This window comes from Hasllibacter sp. MH4015 (genome assembly GCF_020177575.1).
In the GTDB taxonomy this organism is placed as follows: Bacteria; Pseudomonadota; Alphaproteobacteria; order Rhodobacterales; family Rhodobacteraceae; genus Gymnodinialimonas.
Window position 1 is genome coordinate 2,217,573 of the sequence record NZ_JAHTBK010000001.1, and the last position, 19,865, is coordinate 2,237,437.

Annotated in this window: 18 protein-coding genes; 7 read left to right on the forward strand and 11 right to left on the reverse strand. The window is 66.8% G+C overall.

The window, feature by feature from the left end:
• Positions 1-96: 96 nt before the first annotated feature.
• Positions 97-1,335, forward strand: a complete 1,239-nt coding sequence (locus KUW62_RS11385; RefSeq protein WP_224815596.1) for an aspartate kinase — start codon at positions 97-99, stop codon at positions 1,333-1,335.
• A gap of 233 nt (positions 1,336-1,568) precedes the next feature.
• Here the strand turns inward: KUW62_RS11385 and KUW62_RS11390 are convergent, their stop codons facing one another.
• Together KUW62_RS11390 and KUW62_RS11395 are read right to left on the reverse strand one after the other, a co-directional pair.
• Entirely contained in the window at positions 1,569-2,168 is a 600-nt protein-coding gene (locus tag KUW62_RS11390) for a ferric reductase-like transmembrane domain-containing protein (RefSeq protein WP_224815597.1), read from the reverse strand.
• Positions 2,168-2,656: a twin-arginine translocation pathway signal gene (locus KUW62_RS11395; RefSeq protein ID WP_224815598.1), complete on the reverse strand. Its 489-nt coding sequence runs from the start codon at positions 2,654-2,656 to the stop codon at positions 2,168-2,170. The genes KUW62_RS11390 and KUW62_RS11395 overlap by 1 nt, the downstream gene beginning before the upstream one ends.
• A gap of 174 nt (positions 2,657-2,830) precedes the next feature.
• Between KUW62_RS11395 and KUW62_RS11400 the strand changes: the two genes are divergently transcribed.
• Genes KUW62_RS11400 through KUW62_RS11420 form a run of 5 tightly spaced genes read left to right on the forward strand, consistent with a single transcriptional unit; the run spans position 2,831 to position 5,714 of the window.
• The gene (locus KUW62_RS11400) at positions 2,831-3,274 is read left to right on the forward strand and encodes a hypothetical protein (RefSeq protein WP_224815599.1); all 444 of its coding nucleotides are present in this window, start codon (positions 2,831-2,833) and stop codon (positions 3,272-3,274) included.
• Positions 3,275-3,278: 4 nt separating this feature from the next.
• A complete protein-coding gene (locus KUW62_RS11405) occupies positions 3,279-3,845 on the forward strand; it encodes a hypothetical protein (RefSeq protein WP_224815600.1) in 567 nt (188 codons plus the stop codon).
• On the forward strand, positions 3,842-4,387 hold the full coding sequence (locus KUW62_RS11410) for an SCO family protein (RefSeq protein ID WP_224815601.1): 546 nt from the start codon (positions 3,842-3,844) through the stop codon (positions 4,385-4,387). Before KUW62_RS11405 ends, KUW62_RS11410 begins: the two co-directional genes overlap by 4 nt.
• A 3-nt stretch (positions 4,388-4,390) precedes the next feature.
• Positions 4,391-4,849 (forward strand): rhodanese-like domain-containing protein, encoded by a 459-nt coding sequence (locus tag KUW62_RS11415; RefSeq protein WP_224815602.1) that lies wholly within the window; start codon positions 4,391-4,393, stop codon positions 4,847-4,849.
• On the forward strand, positions 4,836-5,714 hold the full coding sequence (locus tag KUW62_RS11420) for a PHB depolymerase family esterase (protein WP_224815603.1): 879 nt from the start codon (positions 4,836-4,838) through the stop codon (positions 5,712-5,714). The genes KUW62_RS11415 and KUW62_RS11420 overlap by 14 nt, the downstream gene beginning before the upstream one ends.
• Positions 5,715-5,755: 41 nt before the next feature.
• Here the strand turns inward: KUW62_RS11420 and mdoH are convergent, their stop codons facing one another.
• The 6 genes from mdoH to KUW62_RS11450 form a co-directional block, all read right to left on the reverse strand.
• Positions 5,756-7,627 (reverse strand): glucans biosynthesis glucosyltransferase MdoH, encoded by a 1,872-nt coding sequence (gene mdoH, locus KUW62_RS11425; RefSeq protein WP_255599365.1) that lies wholly within the window; start codon positions 7,625-7,627, stop codon positions 5,756-5,758.
• A gap of 8 nt (positions 7,628-7,635) precedes the next feature.
• Positions 7,636-9,150, reverse strand: coding sequence for a glucan biosynthesis protein (locus KUW62_RS11430; protein ID WP_224815604.1), 1,515 nt, complete (start codon positions 9,148-9,150; stop codon positions 7,636-7,638).
• Positions 9,147-10,442, reverse strand: coding sequence for an OpgC family protein (locus KUW62_RS11435; RefSeq protein WP_224815605.1), 1,296 nt, complete (start codon positions 10,440-10,442; stop codon positions 9,147-9,149). Before KUW62_RS11435 ends, KUW62_RS11430 begins: the two co-directional genes overlap by 4 nt.
• A gap of 17 nt (positions 10,443-10,459) precedes the next feature.
• Positions 10,460-11,824, reverse strand: coding sequence for a tetratricopeptide repeat protein (locus KUW62_RS11440; RefSeq protein ID WP_224815606.1), 1,365 nt, complete (start codon positions 11,822-11,824; stop codon positions 10,460-10,462).
• Positions 11,825-12,032: 208 nt separating this feature from the next.
• Positions 12,033-13,235, reverse strand: a complete 1,203-nt coding sequence (locus tag KUW62_RS11445; RefSeq protein WP_224815607.1) for a CaiB/BaiF CoA-transferase family protein — start codon at positions 13,233-13,235, stop codon at positions 12,033-12,035.
• Positions 13,222-14,841, reverse strand: a complete 1,620-nt coding sequence (locus KUW62_RS11450; protein ID WP_224815608.1) for a thiamine pyrophosphate-binding protein — start codon at positions 14,839-14,841, stop codon at positions 13,222-13,224. The genes KUW62_RS11445 and KUW62_RS11450 overlap by 14 nt, the downstream gene beginning before the upstream one ends.
• Positions 14,842-15,029: 188 nt before the next feature.
• On the opposite strand from KUW62_RS11450, the gene ptsP reads away from it, so the two are divergent.
• Positions 15,030-17,273, forward strand: coding sequence for a phosphoenolpyruvate--protein phosphotransferase (ptsP, locus tag KUW62_RS11455; RefSeq protein ID WP_224815609.1), 2,244 nt, complete (start codon positions 15,030-15,032; stop codon positions 17,271-17,273).
• Positions 17,274-17,362: 89 nt separating this feature from the next.
• Here the strand turns inward: ptsP and KUW62_RS11460 are convergent, their stop codons facing one another.
• Genes KUW62_RS11460 through KUW62_RS11470 form a run of 3 tightly spaced genes read right to left on the reverse strand, consistent with a single transcriptional unit; the run spans position 17,363 to position 19,749 of the window.
• Positions 17,363-17,989: a LysE family translocator gene (locus KUW62_RS11460; RefSeq protein ID WP_224815610.1), complete on the reverse strand. Its 627-nt coding sequence runs from the start codon at positions 17,987-17,989 to the stop codon at positions 17,363-17,365.
• 24 nt (positions 17,990-18,013) lie between these two features.
• A complete protein-coding gene (locus KUW62_RS11465; protein ID WP_224815611.1) occupies positions 18,014-18,490 on the reverse strand; it encodes a DUF2269 domain-containing protein in 477 nt (158 codons plus the stop codon).
• On the reverse strand, positions 18,490-19,749 hold the full coding sequence (locus KUW62_RS11470; protein WP_224815612.1) for a DoxX-like family protein: 1,260 nt from the start codon (positions 19,747-19,749) through the stop codon (positions 18,490-18,492). The genes KUW62_RS11465 and KUW62_RS11470 overlap by 1 nt, the downstream gene beginning before the upstream one ends.
• Positions 19,750-19,865: the final 116 nt, after the last annotated feature.

The following is a 19,865-nucleotide window of genomic DNA, read 5'->3' on the forward strand; positions in this document are numbered from 1 at the left end:
TCCCGCGTACTGAACGCAGGGGCCGATGGGTGCGCCCCCTTGCCACCCCGCGCCCTGCCCCGTAAGACGCGCCGACGCTAAACGGAACCCTGATCCATGCCTCTTCTGGTGATGAAATTCGGCGGCACCTCCGTCGCCACGCTTGACCGTATTCGCCGCGCCGCCAAGCGCGTGGGCCGCGAGGTCGCCAATGGCTATGACGTGATCGTCATCGTGTCGGCCATGAGCGGAGAGACCAACAAGCTGGTGGGGTTCGTGGAAGAGACGGGCCAATTCTATGACGCACGCGAATACGACGCGGTCGTGTCGTCGGGCGAGAACGTGACGGCGGGCCTTATGGCGCTGACCTTGCAGGAGATGGACGTGCCTGCGCGGTCCTGGCAGGGCTGGCAGGTGCCGCTTGTCACGACCGACGCCCATGCCTCTGCCCGGATCGAGGAGATCCGGACCGAGAATATCAACGGGAAATTCGCCGAAGGCATGAAGGTGGCCGTCGTCGCGGGGTTCCAGGGGATCTCGCCCGAGGGGCGTATCACCACGTTGGGGCGCGGCGGCTCGGACACGACCGCGGTGGCCTTCGCGGCCGCCTTCGGGGCGGAGCGGTGCGATATCTACACGGATGTGGACGGCGTCTATACCACCGACCCGCGGATCACGACGAAGGCCCGCAAGCTCGACCGGATCTCGTTCGAGGAGATGCTGGAGCTGGCCTCGCTTGGCGCGAAGGTGTTGCAGACCCGGTCCGTGGAACTGGCCATGCGCTACAAGGTGCGCCTGCGGGTGCTGTCATCGTTCGAGGAGCCGTCGGATGACGCCGGCACCCTCGTCTGTTCGGAGGAAGAGATCATGGAATCCAACGTCGTGGCCGGTGTGGCCTATTCCCGCGACGAGGCGAAGATGACCCTGCAATCGGTGGAGGATCGCCCCGGCATTGCCGCCGCGATCTTCGGGCCGCTGGCGGAAGCGGGCGTGAATGTCGACATGATCGTGCAGAACATCTCGGACGGGGGGATGACGGATATGACGTTCTCCTGCCCGGTGGGAGAAGTGGCGCGGGCCGAAAAGGCGATGGCCGATGCCAAGGCGGCGGGCGATATCGGGTTTGCCGGGCTGGTGGCGGATACGGATGTGGCGAAGGTGTCGATCGTGGGGATCGGGATGCGGAGCCACGCCGGCGTCGCCGCCCAGATGTTCCAGACGCTGCGCGACGAGGGCGTGAACATAAAGGTCATCACCACGTCGGAGATCAAGGTGAGCGTGCTGATCGACCGGAAATACATGGAGCTGGCCGTGCAGGCGCTTCACGACGCGTTTGGGCTGGAAAAAGCGGCCTGAGCCGGTCGGTCCGTGACTGACTTGGCAACCCTATCCGAAAAGATGCGCCAAATTGTCGAGTTGGATGGGTCCGAGGCGGAGCAAGACATGTTGATCGCCGAAATCACCGCCAACGCGCCGGACCCGGAATGAATGGATCACGTGTTCCACTCCCACGCGATCAACGGCATCGACGACACGCTCGATTATCGGGCGGTCAGCGCACATATCCTGGCCGACAGGGCGATCCGTCTTTAACGCTCGGGTCCGCTGCGCCGGGGAGCGCGCAGGCTCGAGACGGCCCAGGCCGTGACCAGCGCGGCAAGGACGCACAGCGCGATCTTGCTGACAGGCTCCATCGTGCCCTCGATCAGCAGGGCATGGGCGATCGTGCCTGAAACAATGACCAATGCCAGCGTTCCATGGGCGAGCCGCCAGACCCGCAGACGCAGCTTGCGACGTCCCATGGCCACAAGCGCCGTAGCGAAAACCGCCCACATCGCGATCACCCCCCAGACGGAGAATGGCGTGGGCGACGTGAAGGTCAGCGCATCAACCACATCGGGCGGAGACGTGATCCAAAGCCCCGCCACATGCACCACGACAGCCGTGACCAGCGCCGTGCCGGTCCACCGATGCGCGCGACGTGACATCGGGCGTGAAAGTCCCGGCATCGCCGCCATTCCCAACAGGGGCTGCACCGCCAGAAGTGCGAGGCCCACGATCCCCGCGAAGCCCGCGATAATGTAGATGGGCTGACGGTATTGCAGGTAGGAGCTTTGGGTCGCAAGGATCAGCGCCGCGCCGATGGCCGCCGCCAGCGCGCCCCAGAGGATCAGCCCGCGAAACGGCATCAAGCCGGTTGCAGGACGAAATCCGCCGTGAGGCTGGTCTGGCTGGGGCTGTCCATGAGCGGACGCAGAAAAACGGTCTGAAACTCCGCGCTGTCATACGCGAGATGGGCGTGGGCCTGGCCGAATGCGGGGACGATCTGCGGCATCTCCAACCGGAAGACACCATCCGCATCGGTAAGCGTGGCGCCGTGGCTTTCGGGGTCCCGCTCGTGCCCCTCGGTCGTGTGGGCCCAGATCTGGATGCGTTGCCCGGCCAGCGGCATCCCGTCGCCCGCCCGGCGCACGGTGCCGGACATCATGAACCCGCCGCCACCGATCCGGTCGACGATGGGCGCGCCCGGGAGGTAATTGTTCGCGCCGCCCCGCATGGTGGTCGTCGGTGCGAGGCCTTGCGCGCGGGCAGGCACGCTCAACCCCAGCGAGAGCGTCGCGCCAAGCGCGCCGGAAGTGGCAATGAAACGACGTCTGCTGGCTGTCTTGTGGGTCATCGGCGCTCCCATCGGGTGAATAAACGAACGGGGTGATGCCAAAAGAGATAGCCAGTCCCGGCTCCGGGGCAAGGCGGTCCGGGCGTAAATGGCCCTGCCGCGCAAAATCGTGATCCCACATCCCTTCCCTTCCCTGCTAGGCTTTGACCCAGGGACAATTCGGAGGGCATTTTCATGCGGAATGCAGTGGCGGCAGCATTGGTCTGTGTCGCGGGGCCGGCCTTGGCCGATGGGGAGGATATCACCATCCGGGGCGAGGTCATTGACACCTGGTGCTATTTCTCGGGCGTGATGGGTGGACCGGACGCGGTGACGGGGACGGCGCATCATACATGTGCGATCTGGTGCAGCGCGGGCGGTATCCCCGTGGGGCTGCTGGCCGAGGACGGGACGGTTTACATGATCCTCGCCCTCGGGGGGAGCGACCAGAGCGCGGGCGGGGCGGCGCAGCTGGAGCTCGCATCCCACGACATTACGGTGTCGGGGCAGGTTTTCGCGCGGGACGGGTTGAACTACCTCGTCGTGGCCGACGTGGTCGAGGATCACGGCATCACCAATATCAACCACACGGATTTCGGCGTCGTTCCCGGCTTCGCGATCCCGAACCCGGAGGGCTGAGGCGATGTGGAAATACCTGATCCCCCTGGTCGTGCTGGCCAGCCCCGTCGCCGCCCAGGATGGCCCGTTTTCCGAAGGCTCCGAAGCGCGGTCATGGAACCTTGCCTGGGAAGAACCGGCCCGGTTCGAGGCGACGGTCGTGGATATGCTCTGCGAAGTGGCGGGTGATTGCGCGAGTGAATGCCGGACCGGTCGGCAACTGGGCCTGCTGCGCGCCGCGGACGGCGTGCTGACCTATCCCAACAAGAACAACCAGGGCATCTTCACCGGCGCGGCGGTGGATCTTGCCCCGTTTTGCGGGCTGGAGGTCGAGGTCGACGGGCTGATGATCGAGGATGAATACGTCGGCGCGACGAACGTCTACCTCGTCCAGATGATCCGGGAAGTGGGCGCAGAGGAATGGGTCACGGCCAATGGCTGGACCACTGCCTGGGCCGAGGAATTCCCCGAAGCCGCCGCACAGGAGGGGCGCTGGTATCGCAACGACCCGCGTGTTCTGGCCCTGATCGAGGCGGACGGATACCTTGGCACCGGGGAGACCTGGGAAGAGGCGTGGGAGATCACCCGTTGATCCGGACCCTCCCCCTGATGCTAGTGCTGGCGATGCCCGCCGCGGCGCAGGACCTGACCGACGATCTGGGCGGCGCGTTCACCCTGATCGACAATCACGGTGAGGTGCGGACGCAGGTCGATCCCGAGGGGCGGCATCAATTGCTCTTCTTCGGCTACGCGAATTGCCAGGAAATCTGCTCTGCCGTGTTTCCGACCATGGCGTCGGTCGTGGACATCGTGGGCGCCGACGTCTTGCGCCCGGTGATGGTCACGGTGGACCCCGAGCGCGATACGGTCGACACGATGTCGGACGCGCTGCACGCCCATCACCCGGCCTTTGTCGGTCTGACGGGCAGCGCGGAGGATTTGCAGGTCGCCTATGACGCCTATTCCGTGGAGTTCGAGGAGCTGTTCGTGGATCCGTTCCATGGCACCGTCTTCTCCCACGGCTCGTTCATCTACCTTCTGGACGGCGAGGGAGAGGTGCTGACCCTCCTGCCCCCGGTCCTCGGCCCCGAGATGATGGCGCAGATCATCGGCGGCTACCTGGAGGCGGGCTGACCCATGGACCGCAGGCGGTTTTTCATCGGCGCAGGCGCGCTTGCGCTCGTGGGCGGGGCGTTCGCCGCGACGGAGGGGCGCAACCTGTTCTACGCGGCGCTGTCCGAAGGGGTGGACGAACAAATCTCCGTGGCCGAGGCGCATCGCCTGGCGGAGGCAGGTGAAATCCTTCTCATCGACATTCGCAGGCCCGACGAATGGGATGCCACGGGCACTCCCGCATCGGGGCACCGGCTTGACATGTGGCGGGAGGATTTCGCGGAGGCGCTGCTGGATTTGACCGGCGGGGCGCAGGACGCGCGCGTGGCGCTGATCTGCGCGCGCGGTGTGCGTTCCTCGCGGTTGACCAACCGGCTGAGCGAGGCCGGGTTCACCAACATCATCGACGTGCCGGAAGGGATGCTTGGCTCGGGCGCGGGTCCGGGCTGGATCAGGGAAGGGTTGCCACTTGACCGAAGTTGAGACCGGCGCGGGGCGCGCGTTCGCGACACGAGGTGCGCGCGCGTTGAAAGGGATCAGCGCGCTTGCGGCTTGGGCTGCGCTTGGCGGGCCGGCCCTGGCCGATTGCGATGCGGTTGCGGGCGCCTGCGCGGTGCCGATGGGCGACTATCACATCGCCCTGCCCGAGGGCGAAGGCCCCCACCCCGCCGTGATGATGCTGCACGGGGCCGGCGGGCGCGGGGAGGGCATGGTGAACATGCTGGCCGAGGCGATGAACGCGCGCGGTTACGCGGTGATCGGGCCGCAGGGCCTGCGCCGCGAGGGCTCGCAATTCGGCTCCACCTGGTCGTTCCATCCCGAGTTCGATCCAATCCGGGATGAGACGGCGTTCTTTGAGGAGGTGCTGAGCCACGCGGCGGAGGTTCACGGGATCGACCGCGATGCGGTGATGATCGGCGGGTTCTCCATCGGTGGGTCCATGACCTCCTACCTCGCCTGCGCCGCGCCGGACATCGCGCGGGCCTATGCGCCGGTGGCGGGGGCATTCTGGCGTCCGCACCCGGCGCTTGATGCCTGCGCGGGGCCAGTCGATGTGCTCCACGTCCACGGCTGGAGCGATGGGACCGTGCCGATCGAGGGCCGCGTGTTCCGCGACGGCGCGGTGCGGCAGGGTGATGTCTTCGCGTCGATGGAGATCTGGCGGGAAACCAATGGCTGCAACCGCTCCGCCCCCGATGAGATCACGAACGAGGGCACTTACTGGCACCGGATCTGGTCGTCATGTGATGCGGGATCGCTGCAATTCGCGCTGTTCCCCGGGGGTCACGCGGTGCCGAGGGGATGGGCGGACCTGGCGCTGGACTGGTTTGAGGGGTTGGACGAGTAGCCGCGCTTTCGGCGGGGCTGATGCGGTTGACCTCGTTCGTCCTACTCCGCCGCTTCCGGCAAATTGCCGAGCGTCTCTCGCAGTTCCGCGCGGTGGGCCTTGGCGGCGCGGATTATGGCGGGGGCCGCGTAAACCTCCGGCGTACCGAGCGCCCGCGCAGTGGCGGCAAAGCGGGTCAGGCGCAGGCCGGACAGCGCGGAAAGCGGCACGGCAAGCGCCAGCGACGCGGCAATGGGCAACAGCCACAGCGACACGATCCCGCCGGCCATGCCCGCGATCAGGCCGATGCCTGCAAGGCTCTCCAGCCAGTGGAATTTCACCAGCGCCCAGAGCGAGTAGGAGCCGCCCGCGCGCGCCTGCGGTTTCCAATCGACCGTCCATCCCAGAACCGTGCGCGCCACGGCCTTGGTCTGCTGCACCATCAGGATCGGGGCGTAGAGGATCGACAGGAACATCTCCGTCACGAAGGAGGCGATGAAGCGCACCGGCCCACCCAGATCGGCCACACGCAGGCCCATCGACCCGATGGCCGCCGCACCAAGCGCCTTCGGGGCCAGCAGCATGCCGTACATGAAGACCAGAAGCGCCGTGGAATGCACCGCGTTCATCTCGGGCCATTGCACCTGTGGGTTGAGGCCGGAGAAATAGCGGATCACGTTTTGCTCCGCGCCCGTGCCGATCAGCGCCCACGCGGTCAGGAGCGCGAACCAGGCAGGGCTGAGCAGGTAGGACATCGCGCCGTGGAACATGTGGAAGCGGCTGACGCCGTGAAAGCCCTTGGCGGCGAGCAGTTTGAGGTGTTGCAGATTGCCCTGGCACCACCGCTGATCGCGCACGACGTAGTCGATGAGGGTGGCCGGAACCTCCTCGTAGCTGCCCTTGATGCGGGGGGAAAAGCGCACGCCCCAACCGGCGCGGCGCAGCAGCCCGGCCTCCACGAAATCGTGGGAGAGGATCAGCGCGCCCGGACCCGTGCCGCGCCCGAGGAACGGGCGGATCTTGGGCAGGCCCGCGCAGGACGCGAAGGCGGCGGTGCGCATTATCGCGTTGTGGCCCCAGTAATTGCCTTCCCGGTCCGACCACGTGGCCAAACCTTCGGCCAGGACCGCGCCGTAGATGGCGGAAGCGAATTGCTGCACACGGGCAAAGACCGTCTCGGCCCCGAAGAGCTGCGGGAAGGACTGGATCAGACCGGCGGAGGGATCGGCAGAGAGCTCGTCGCTAAGCGCGACGATGGCATCGCCCGACATCAGGCTGTCGGCATCGAGCACCAGCATCGCGTCATAGGCCCCGCCCCAATGTTCGACCCATTGGGCAAGATTGCCCACCTTGCGGTCGGTATTCATGTCGCGGCGGCGGTAATGGATGCGGATCGTGTCAGGCAGGCGCGCGCGCAGTGTGGCGAAGGCGCGCATTTCCTGTTCGGCCAGCGCGGGGTCGCGCGTGTCGGACAGGATGAACAGCGTGTATCGGTGGTGGGTCGGATGGGCGTCCAGCGCCTCCAGCATCGCGCAGGCATTGCCGAAGACGTCCCACGGCACCTCGTTATAGCAGGGCACCAGAAGGGCGACATCCATCGCCGGACCCGGGGCCGCGTCACGCGGCGGGGCGGTCAGCAGGCGGCGGATCAGCCCCACGGTCACGGTGGAGACCGACAGGGAGATCCAGAAGAAGGTCAGCGCGATCAGGGTGATGAGCGCGATCTCGAACCCCGTCAGCCCGCCCATGGCGAACCAATCGGTAAAGGCCGCAACAAGGGCAAGCGTCGTGGCAAAGGCGGGCAGGAACGTGGCCAGACGCCACAGAAGCGCGCGCGGCTTGCCGAGGCCGGGTGCGGTCCGGTCGAGATACGGCGCGCGCAGGTCCTGGATCGGGCGCGGCATCGGCGCCTCGGGCGGCATGTAGGGTTCCATGCGCGCGGTCACGCGGACCACCTGTAAAGCCAGACCTCGGACACTGGTTCCTCTTCCCGCAAGATTTGCGCCCGAAGCTCCATCGACGGATGCTCCCCCGGCTCTACACCAAACGTCAGCCGCAGGCCGCCGGTTCCGGGATTTCGTTCCAGGACGCCGTCCGTGACCTCCCCGCGATTGGTGCGGATCAGGTGGGTGTAGGTGTCGGGATCGTCGGACAGCAGCGGATGATCGGCGAAGTCGATGGCGATAAGCGTGGTCGAGCGGTTCCAGTTGCCGCCGATGGCCGTGTTCAGAACCGGGGCCACGTCGCGGGGCCGCGTCGGTTCGTGGCTCCATTCCATGTCATAGGTGAAGCGGTGCGGACTGCCCGCCTGCAAACCGCCCCGGGGGCGCCAGTACGCGACGATGTTGTCGTAAATCTCAAGCTCCGACGGGATTTCGACCAGTTGGACGGAGCCTTCGCCCCAGCCTTCGCCGGGCATGATCCAGAGCGCCGGGCGATCCTCGTAATGGGCCTCGAAATCCTCGAAATCGCCCAAGGTCCGCGCGCGTTGCATCAGGCCGAATCCAAGGGGATCGGTGTCCACGAAGGACGACACTTCAAGGCTGGCGGGGTTCTTCAGCGGGCGGAACAGCAACTCCCCCGCGCCATTGTGGATCAGGAGGCCGTCGCTGTCGTGGACGGCGGGGCGGAAATCATCGTGGCCCGCGCGGTTCGTCTGATCGTAGAGGAACATGGAGGTCAGCGGCGCAAGGCCCACATCGGGCATGTCCACGCGGGGGTAAAGCGTCGCGGTCACGGCCATGCGGGTGCGATCACCGGGCGTGATGCGGAACGTGTAGGCCCCGGTACAGCTTTCGCCGTCCAGAAGCGCGTGCAGGACCTGCGTGGCATCGCCCGGTTCGGGCGTTTCAAGCCAGAAGCGGGTGAATTCGGGAAACTCCTCGCCCTGCGCCGAGGCGGTGCCGATCGCGAGGCCGCGCGCGGACAGGCCGTAATTCATGCCCGTCCCGATGGCGCGAAAATAGCTCGCGCCCTGGAACACGGCGAATTCGGTGAAGATGTCGGCGCGTTCCAGCGCGGCGCGCAGGCGCAGGCCCGAATAGCCCATGGTTTCGTCCACCGGCAGGTCGGGGAATTGATCGGTGCGGTCGAAGAGCGACATATCGAAGGCAAGCGTCTGCGCCACCCCCCCGTCCACCACGTTCACCTCGACCGGGCGGGGGAAGTAGAGGCCGGGATGGAAGAAATCGACCTTGAAGGGCCGATCTTCGTCCATCCACAGGCCGCGCTGGGGGTTGAACCACATCCAGCGGTATTCGTCGTAGGTAAGGTTCTGCCATCCCTGCGGGACGTCCGGCAGGGGCTGGAACGGCGATTGGGCCAGGCGCTCCGCTTCCGCCTCCAGCCAGGCGCGGTCAAACGGATGGGCGGTGCCATCGCGGAACATCGGCAGGGCCATGGCGGGGCTGGCGGCCAGGGCGGCAAGCATCGCCATCGTGTCACGGCGGGAGATCATGGGCGCTTCACCCGCCAGGGCTGGCCTTTGACCCACCCGACGAAATAGGCGACCGCCAGAAGCAGGGCAACGCCCACGAGGTTCACGAACACGGTGTGCCAGGCGGCCTCCCGCCCCCATTGGTCGAGCCAGAAGCCGTTGAGCCGCGCCAGCATCATGGAAAAGACGAAGACCGCGAGGCTTTGCTGGCCGATCTTCATCAACTGACGCACGATGAAGTCCCAGGCCTGGGGCAGCAGCCGGGCGCTGCGCGCCATCAGATATTTGCCGCCCTCCCCCACCATCACCCAGGCCAGATAGGCCAGCGACAGGAACTGGAGGTAACGGAACAGGCCGAAATCGGACTTGGTGATCCAGATGCGGTTGGCCACACGCCAGTCGATCACCGGGTTGCCATCGGCCACGAGGCCGAACCATTCGCGATTGAACGCCCGCACGCCGATATTGCTGAGCGGGATATTGGCCAGAACGATCAGCGCTGCCAGTGCGATCAGCCACCATTTGACCGGCGGTTTCGGTATCCAGCCCGCCATCAGCGCGAAGCCGGTGAAGAACACCAATTGCCATCCGAAGGGATTGAAGAACCATTCCCGGTCCGACCACGGCTCTGCCGGGAAGCCAAGGTGCAGGTCCGGCACGCCGAGCGCGTCAAGGATGCGGCGCTGCGCGAAAAGCCAGACGGTCAGCATCACGGCGGCACACAGCCACGGGTTGATCCGGTAGAGCAGGATCACGAAGGGCATCATCGCGAGGATGACCAGATACATCGGCAGGATGTCGAAGTAGTTCGGCACATAGGTCAGCGTCAGCAGCCCGAGGAATTGGTCAGTGGTGGAGCTGACGAGTTCGCCGTCGCGGGTCACGCCCTCGAAAAACGGGATCAGGTTCAGCTGGCCCACGTAATTCCGCTCGAACGGGCCAAGCGCGTTCAGCGCGACCATTGCGGCGGCGATGGCGAAGAACATGCCGATATGGGCCCAGTAGACCTGCCAGCAGCGATAGGCCACGCGCGCGGTGCCAAGGGTCCAGCCCGCCCGGTCGAACGTGCGCCCGAAGGCGATGGCGCTGGCCATGCCGGAGCAGAACACGAACATCTCCGTCGCGTCGGAAAAGCCCCAGCGCGCGGGGATCCACGAGGTGAAGAAATTGCCGGGCGTATGGGCGAAGAGGATGATGATCATCGCGATGCCCCGGAAGAAATCCAGCCGCGGGTCGCGCGTGGTTGCGGGCGCTGCGGCGCGGGCGGCGGCGGCGGGCTGGGTCGTGCTGAATTCCGGGGTCGTGCTCACCATGTCGGGCGTCGTTTCCGTTATTCCGCGGGCACGCGCAAGGGGGCGGCGCAATCGGCGATCATGGCCCGGCGGGTCCGGGCGAATTGGTCGTCGCGCCCGGCGCGGCGCGCGGTGCGGTCATTGAGGATCGCGAGCGTGTCGGTCAGACGTCCGGCGCGCAGGCCCGCGTCGATGGTCAGACGCTCGAACACATCGCGCTGCGCGTGGGAGCCGCCGGCCAGCTGCATGTGCCGGCGCGCCTTGCTCAGCCCCGCAAAGGCGGCTCGGTATTCGCCTTCGCCGAACGCCTCCAAGGCACGGGCGGCGGCCGCGCCGGGGGAGGCCATGCGCATGTCCATCTCCGACGCGCCACGCGCGCCATCGGCCGCGATACGCGCCACGAGGGTCGCCGCCGCAACCTCCCGCCGCCCGCCGATCAGCGCCAGCAGGTAGTGCAGGTCCGCGAAGATCAGGGAGCCGTCATCGGTGCGCGCGGCGGAGGTCTCCGCCAATTCGTCCCAGCGATGGCCCACGTCGATCCCGTCCAGCTCCAGCCGCATCAGAAGCGATGTGGCGTTGGAGATGTCGCGGTAATCGTCGGTCTGATCGGCGCGGATCAGCGTGTCGTAGAGGTGCAGGACCGTCTCCGTCTCTCCGATGTCGAGATGCATCAGCGCCTTGTGCCACCACACGTGGTAACGGAAATTGTTGCAGTGGGACCAGGCGGCCTCCTTGCCGTTGAGCCAGCGCAGGCCCTTCTGCGGCTCGCCGATCATGTCGTAGACATGGGCCACGGCATGCAGGCCCCAGGCGTCGTCGGGCGAGAGGGCGAGCGCGGCGGACCCCGCGGCGGCCGCAAGGCCGTATTCCCCCGTCTCCTCCAGCGCGAAGGCGTGGCAGCCCATCAGGTAGCCACGGGCCGGGTGATCGTCGCCATAGGCGGGCAGCACCTGCTCGACGGCGCGGCGCATCCCCTGGGCATCCCCAAGCACGAAGCGGAGCGCGTGGCCGATCTTCATCGCCAGCGCATCGTCGGGCGCGGCAAGCTGAACCTGATCGAGGCTCGCCACGGCCTTGGACGGGGCTCCGTCGAGCCAGAGATGGAGCGCGTCGATGAACGCGGCCTCGCGCGCGCTGACGGGAATGCGGACAGCGGCGGTGCGGGCGTGATCCGCAGCCTCCCGCGCGGTGGGCACCAATTCGCGGCGGCCCAGGAGCAGCAAGAACATCCCCTTCACCGCATGGGCGAGGGCAAAGTCAGGGTCCGCCGCAAGGGTCGCCGCCAGATGGTCCGGAGTTGCGGCGCCGTGGGCCATGAAGGCCATCTGCGTCGCGTTCCAAGCCTCCAACCCTGCCACGCTGCCGATGGTGGTGGGTTGGCCGAAGCAGTCGATCTGCGCCATGCCGTGTCCAATTCCTAAGTGTCCCTGCATCCACGCCTAGACCATGGCCCGGGCCACGCGAAGGGGTGTTGCGGCCAGTTGACGGACATGTGAGCCGCCGACAGGCCCGCGTGAACGAAAACCCGCCGAAACCGCCCCGATTGGGCAAGAACCCGCTGTTATTGCAGGTGAAACCGTTTCACGCCCGCCCGGTTTTGCGGCGCAGCGCCTAGGCTTCGGGCGTGGCGCGTTTGCCCGCGAGCCAGTCGAGGACCGCCTGCGTATCCTCCCCCAGATGGGGCGGGGCGTGGCGATAGGTGACGGGCGTGGCAGAGAATTTCAGCGGATTGCCGATCAATTCCACGCCGCCGCGATCAATGCCGTCCTTGGCCATGTCGATCCGCATCTCGCGCGCGGCCACCTGGTCGGAGGCGAAGGCCTGCTCCACGCTGTGAACCGGGCCGACGGGGACCTTGCGCGCCTCCAGCCCCGCCACGATGTCGGCCTGGCCATGGGTGCGCATCAGATCCTCGAGGATCGGGATCAGCGTGTCGCGGTTGACGACGCGGGCGGAATTGGTGGCGAAACGCGCGTCATCGGCAAGGTCCGGCCGCCCGAGGAAATCGCAAAACCGCGTGTATTGCAGGTCGTTGCCCACGGCGACGAGGACATGGCCATCGGCGCATTCGAAGGTCTGGTAGGGCACGATGGTCGCGTGCTGTTGCCCCCGGCGCGGGCGCGGCTTGCCGGTGGTCAGATGCGCCACCCCTTCGTTGATCATCCACGCCACCGATGCATCGACGAGCGAGAGGTCGATATGCTGCCCCTGGCCCGTCCGGGTGCGATGATGGAGCGCCGCGAGGATACCGGTCGCGGCATACATACCGGTCATAACGTCCGCGATGCCGACGGCCACCTTGGCCGGGGGGCCATCGGCCTCCCCCGTCAGGGACATGATGCCGGAATATCCCTGCGCCATCAGGTCATAGCCCGGCTTTTCGCGGTTCGGCCCGGTCTGCCCGAAGCCTGAGATCGAGCAATAGATCAGGTGCGGGTGGCGCGCGCCCATGGTAGCGTGATCCAGCCCGTATTTGTCCAATCCGCCGGGCTTGAAATTCTCGATGCAGATGTCGGCACGGGCGGCGATGTCGTGGATCACCTGTTGGCCCTCAGTCGTGGCGATGTCCACGGCGACCGACAGCTTGTTGCGGTTGGTGCACATGAAATAGGACGACAGATCGGTGCGTTCGCCATCCGTGCCGGTGGCGAAGGGCGGGCCCCAGCCGCGGGTGTCGTCGCCCCGTCCGGGATGTTCGACCTTGATCACGGTGGCGCCCAGGTCGCCGAGCGCCTGGGTGCAGGTCGGCCCGGCGAGGATGCGGCTGAGGTCGAGGACGATTATCCCGTCAAGCGGTCCCTTAGATCCGTCCATCGTATCCTCCTCGGTCGATATGGGCGTCGATCACGGTGAACGTGTCGGCAATCAGTGCGGCGTCGATCGCCACGCGCAGCTCCGCCCGGTTGGTGACGGTCACGCCGACCCCGCCCATGGCGCGGCCCATGGCGGCGATGTCGTGGCGGATCGGGAAATCGACGCCGGCATTCGTCAATTGCCGCTCACGCTGTTTCTTCTCGATCAGGGACAGGGAGGCGTCGTTGAGCACGATGATGATCGGTTTCAGCCCCATCTCCGCCGCCGTGGTCAGATCGCCCGGCATCATCAGGAAGCCGCCATCACCCAGGAACGCGACGGCGGGGCGGTCGGGATCGGCCAGCGCGAGGCCCATGGCCATCGGAATGGCGCAACCCATGGTGCAGAGGCCGGTGGATTGGATGATCGTGCGCGGGGTGTGGGTGGTCCACATCTGGGACAGCAGGATGCGGTGGGCCCCGGAATCGACGCTGATCGCGGTCGCCTCAGGCAGGGCCGCGCGCGCCTCGGCAATCACGCCGGCCGGTCCCCATTCGGCATCATGGGGGAAGGCTCGCGTCAGGGCGGCATTGGTGGCGGCGGGTTCGCCCCCGGGCCAGCGCGGGGCGGCCGGTTCGGCCTCCATCAGGGCGCCGAGCGTCGCGCCGATGGAACAGGTGAAGCTGAGGGTCGCCTGGTGCATGTAGTGGCGGTTCTCGACGGCCTGCAGATCGACGACATGTTGCGCGGATGGGTCCCAAGGCTCCCGCCAGCCGGGGCGCATCTCGATCGGGTCGTAGCCCGCAAGAAGGATCAGGTCGGCCTGTTGGACAAGCGGCAGGAGGTGCCGGTCGGCGAGCGGGGACAGGCCCGCGCCGCCCATCGCGAGCGGATCGGTTTCGGGCAGCACGCCCTTGGCCTTGTAGGTGGTGATGACGGGAATTTCGAAGTGTTCCGCGAAGGCGGCAAGGGCGGCGGGGCCGTTTGGTTCTGCGAGCACGTCCAGCCCGGCAAGGATCAACGGGCGTTCCGCAGTGCCGATCCAGTCGCGCAGGAGCTTGGCCTTGTCGCCCCCCGGCACGGTCACGCCCAAGGGTGCGCGGCAGCGGTGCTTGCGTTGTGATGGCGCATCTGCGACGGCGATCGGCACGTCGATCAGGACAGGTCCGCCGCGCGGCTCCGTCGCGATGGCGATGGCCTTGTCGGCGATGGTATCGGCCTCCCCCGCGCTGAGGGTGAAGGTCGCCTTGGTGATCGGGTCCAGCACGGCGCGGTGATCGAGCACCTGGTGGGTGTAGGTCAGCGCCTCGTCCGCGTCGATGCAGCCGGTCAGAACCACCATCGGCACGCGATCCTGTTCTGCATTGGCCACCACGTTGACGGCGTTCATCAGGCCCGGCCCGACGGTTGCCACCAAAACCACGGGCGCGCCATCGACATGGTGCACGCCCTCGCCCATAAAACCGCCCGCGTTTTCGTGTTTGACGAGGTGGAAGGCGATGCCGGCGCGGGTCAGCGCGTCCACGATGGTCAGGACCTCGCCGCCGGGCATTCCGAACGCATGGCGGCACCCGGCCTCGAACAAGCGCTGCGCGACGGCGTCGGCGGCGCGTATCTGTTGTGCCATTGTGATCCTCCTGCACACCCCTGCCCGGCGTAGCGCAAAGCGCGCGCCGCTCCAAGCGGATGTGGTGACACAAGGCTGTGTCCCGGGTCGCCACCGGGGGCCGCCATGCCCGCCACCATTGCGCCGCGCCGCCCGCCCGCGTTAGACGTGGGGACAAGGACGGCAGCACGCCGCCGGTGCGGGGACAGATGGCACAGAGTTCTGACACGGAAAGCCGCAAGCTTCTTTCGCGCTTGCAGGCTGTCATGGCCGACGCCGATGCGGGCCAGGAACGGCTTGACCGGATCGTGCATCTGATCGCGGATTCGATGGGGACTGAAGTCTGCTCCGTCTACCTGCTGCGCGACGCTGACACGTTGGAATTATGCGCCACCCAGGGCCTCGCGCCCGAGGCGGTCCATGTCACGCGGATGCGCCTTGGCGAGGGGTTGGTGGGCCGCGTGGCCAAGTTCGCCCGCGCGATCAACACCGCGAACGCGCCCGTCGCCAAGGGCTTCCGCTACATGCCGGAGACGGGGGAGGAGGCATATTCCTCGTTCCTCGGCGTGCCGATCCAGCGCCTGGGGGAGCCGATGGGCGTGCTGGTCGTGCAATCCAAGGACGAGCGCGAATATTCCGAGGACGAGGTCTATGCCCTCGAAGTCGTCGCGATGGTGCTGGCCGAGATGACGGAGCTTGGGGTTTTCGTGGGTGAAGGCGCGGCGCTGAGCGCGCGGCATACGAGCCAATACATGATCCGGGGCACCTGCGCACAGGAAGGGGCCGCGATGGGCCAAGTCTGGCTGCACGAGCCGCGCGTGGTCGTCACCCGCCCCGTCGCCGATGACCCCGAGGCCGAGCGCAAGCGCCTGAACGAGGCCATCGACCAGCTGCGCACCGATATCGACAAGATGCTGACCCGCGCGCCGAGGGGAGACAAGGAGCAGGCGGAGGTGCTGGAAGCCTACCGGATGTTCGCCCGATCCCGCGGCTGGATGCGCCGGATGGAGGAGGATATCGCCCGCGGCCTGTCCGCAGAGGCCGCCGTGGAAAAGGAACAATCGAGCGCGCGCGCAAGGATGCAGACCGTGCCCGACGCCTATCTGCGCGACCGGCTGCATGACCTTGACGATCTGTCGAACCGGCTTTTGCGGCTGCTGACCGGACAGGGGCGCGATACAGGGGCGGAATTGCCGAAAAACCCGGTGCTTGTCGCGCGCAATATCGGGCCTGCGGAATTGCTTGATTACGGGCGCAAGCTGAAGGGTGTGGTGCTGGAGGAAGGCTCCGTCGGGTCGCACGCGGCCATCGTGGCGCGCGCGCTTGCGATCCCGTTGGTGATCCATGCCAAGCGGATCACGACGGAGGCGCTGAACGGCGATCCGATCCTTGTCGACGGGGATCAGGGCATCGTCCACCTCCGCCCCGAGGATACGGTTTCGGGCGCGTTTCAGGACAAGATGGCGATGCAGGCGGAGGCGCAGGAGCGCTATGCCTCGATCCGGGACAAGCCCGCGCAGGCCCTGTGCGGCACGGTGGTGAGCCTTCAGATGAATGCGGGCCTGATGGCCGATCTGCCCTCCCTCCCCTCCTCTGGGGCCGAAGGGGTGGGGCTTTTCCGGACCGAATTGCAGTTCCTGACCCGCGCGCGTGTGCCACGGCGGGGCGAATTGGCGAAGCTCTATTCCTCCGTCATGGATGCGGCGGGCGACAAGCGCGTGGTGTTCCGCACGCTCGATATCGGGTCTGACAAGGTGCTGCCCTATATGAAGCCGCAGGACGAGCCGAACCCGGCCCTTGGATGGCGCGCGATCCGCGTGGGCCTCGACAAACCGGGCGTGATGCGGATGCAATTGCAGGCGCTGATCCGGGCGGCGAACGGGCGGCCCCTGTCGGTCATGTTCCCGTTCATCGCCCAGTTCGACGAATTCACCGCCGCGCGCGATCACCTGATGAAGGAGATCGACCGGGAGGCCGCGTTGGGCCATGTCCTGCCCGCCGACCTGAAGGTGGGCGCGATGCTGGAGACCCCGAGCCTTGCCTTCGCGCCGCGCCAGTTCTTCGAGATGGCCGATTTCATCTCCATCGGGGGCAATGACCTGAAGCAATTCTTCTTTGCCGCCGACCGGGAAAACGAACGGGTGCGCCGCCGCTATGACACGCTCAACGTCAGCTTCCTGACCTTCATGGAGCAGATCGTGCATCGCTGCGCCGAAAGCGACACGCCCTTGAGTTTTTGCGGGGAGGATGCAGGTCGCCCGGTGGAGGCCGTGTGCTTCGCCGCCATGGGCCTGCGCAACCTGTCGATGCGCCCCGCCTCCATCGGGCCGGTGAAATCGCTGCTGCGCCGGGTGAACCTGGACGAGGCCCGGGCCGTCATCACCGACGCGCGGGGCAGCGGTGCCCAAAGCGTGCGCGGGGCGGTGATGGACTGGCTGAAGCGGCAGGGGTGAATGGCAAGGGGCTTATCACGGTTGATAAGCGACATTAAGCCATTGATTCTAAATCAAAATCGAATTCCTGTTAACCGTTTCTTAACCCGTCACGTGCTCCGGCGCAGGGTGGCCGTCAGCACGCCCATGGCGATCAGCGTGGCGCCGCCCGCGCGGGTGAGCCATGCGATGACGCCGGGACGCGAGAGGCGGTTGCGCAGGCTGCCGGCCAGAAACGCATAGGCCAATGCATTGAGCGTGGCGATGGCAACGAAGGTTCCGATCAGGATGGCGAATTGCGGGATCAGCGGTGCCTCTGGCGTGATGAATTGCGGCACGAAGGCGATGAAGAACGCGATGCTTTTCGGGTTGAGCGCCGTCACCACGGTGGCATGGCCGAAGGTGCGACGGGCGGTGACGGCCTGCGCCTCGGGCAGGGCGAAAGCGGCGGAGCGCGCGCCGAGGATCATCTTGATCCCGAGATAGATCAGGTAAACCGCGCCGACCCATTTCAGCACGGTGAAAAGCGTCGCCGAGGCCAGGACCAGCGCGCCCAGGCCGGCCAGCGAGGCGGTCATGGCGATCAGATCGCCCACGGCCACCCCGGCGGCGGTCGACACGGCAACCCGGCGGCCCTGGCTGATGGCGTAGCTGAGCACCAGCAGCACGGTGGGACCGGGGATCAGCACCAGGAGGGTGGAGGCGGCGGCGAAGGCAAGCCAGGTGTCGAGGGGCATGGTGGGACTCCTTTTCCGTGACACTCAGCCCCAAAGCGGCGGCTTTGTCACCATCAACCAGAATATCACGATGAGTGCCACAAAGGCGGGCCATCCCAGCGCGAACCAGATGCGGTAGGCGCGCGTCGCTTCCGGCGGTAAAGGCTGGTCCTGCGCCACGGCCTCCGCCGCCAGATCACGGATGCGGATTTGCAGGCGCACGACCGGAAGCCAGCAGGCGAAGGCGAGACCATAGAGCGCGTAGGTCAGAAGCAGCCAAGGCTCCGTCAGGGACCAGCCTTGCAGCCAGATCAGCCAGAGCCCGCTGGCCGGTTGGACCAGGCCCGCAGGTGTGGTGAAGAGCCAATCTGCCACGACCACGCCCGACGCAACCCCGTGGACCTGCCCCGGCACGGCGCGGCGCATGGCCCAGACCATCTGGAACGCCGTCCCGATGCCGGTGCCGAACAGAACCGTGCTCGACAGGATATGGATCCATTTCGCCAGCAGGTACGGGTCCATCAGCGTTCATCCTCCAACACCATCCAGGTCACGATCAGGACAAGGATGGGCAGGTTCTTGAGCAGCCCGCCGAGGGGGAGGAGCCACAGGAACGGCGCCAATAAAGTGAAGGCCAGGGTGTACGCGCCAACAAGCGCCAGTTGCGCGAGGCCCGTCAGGCGGGGGCGCCAGTTGCGGATCAGCGCCAGCGCGATGGCAAGATCGGCCAGCCCCCCACCCCGCGCCAGCGCGATCCAGAGCGCATCGGGCAGGTCCAAATGAGCGGTCATGGGCAGAAACGTCTCGGCGGGCAGGAACAGGCCCAGAAGGCCCGAGGCGATCCAGAGCAGCGCAAGGGTCAGTCGGATCAGCGGACGCAGCAGGAACAGGCGTGCGTGCCACAGGTCCTGAGTGCCAGCGGGGCGGTGGGTCAGAAATTGTTCAATCCCGCGCGGTTTGGCGGTGAGTTGATCCACCAGTGGGGCTTCCGCCGTTTCCACCCCCTGCTCGATCTGCGCCACTGCCGTACGGGAAATCGGGCCGAGGTTCAGCGCATCGCCCACCGCGCCCCCGATCCGCGCCACCGCAGGCGACATCGGCAGCGCGCGCGCCGGTGGCAGGCCAAGCCAGCCGCGCAGGTCGCGTAGCAGATCGGCCTGGGTGATCCGGGTCGGACCGCCGATGTCATAGGGCTGGCCCGGTTTCGGCGCGTCCAGGCACTCGCCCACCACCCGGGCCAGATCCTCGGCATGGATCGGATTGAAGACCTGATCCCCCTGCCCCACCATCGGCGTCACGGCGGGCAACGCGGCCAGGGCGCGGAGAAGCGACGTGCCGCCATAGGACGTATCGGCCATGACGAGGCCGGGGCGCAGGATGGTGATTTTGGCGGCGGCGGCCACATCCTCCCCCGCGCGGCGCCACCGGGCGAATGGCGTGTCCGCCTCGATCCCCACGGCGGAGATCAGAACACCGCCATCGGCGTTCGCGTAGGCGGCGGCGGGGGCTTTCACATGGACGGCTTCGAACCGCGCATCGCTGGCCGTCAGAAGCCCCGCGGCATTGACGATCTTGCGCCCCGTGGCAACGCCCGCCCAGAACGCGGGGTCATGGGTTTGGGGATCGGCCAGATCGGCAGTGAAGCAGGCAAAGCCCATCCGCGCCAACCGGGTCGTGCGGCGCGCGGAGGCCACGACGTCCCAACCTTCCGCCCGCAGGTGAAAGGCGATGTGGCGCCCGATGAACCCGTCGGCACCGAGGATCAGGACCTTGCCGGTCATGGGGAGGGATTGCGTCGCGTCGTCATTCTATGCACACAGAGCCTGAAACGCGGGGCGATGTCATGGGAAATCCGGTCCGCCGTGCTGAGCTGTGCCCACAAATGCGGAAGATGCCC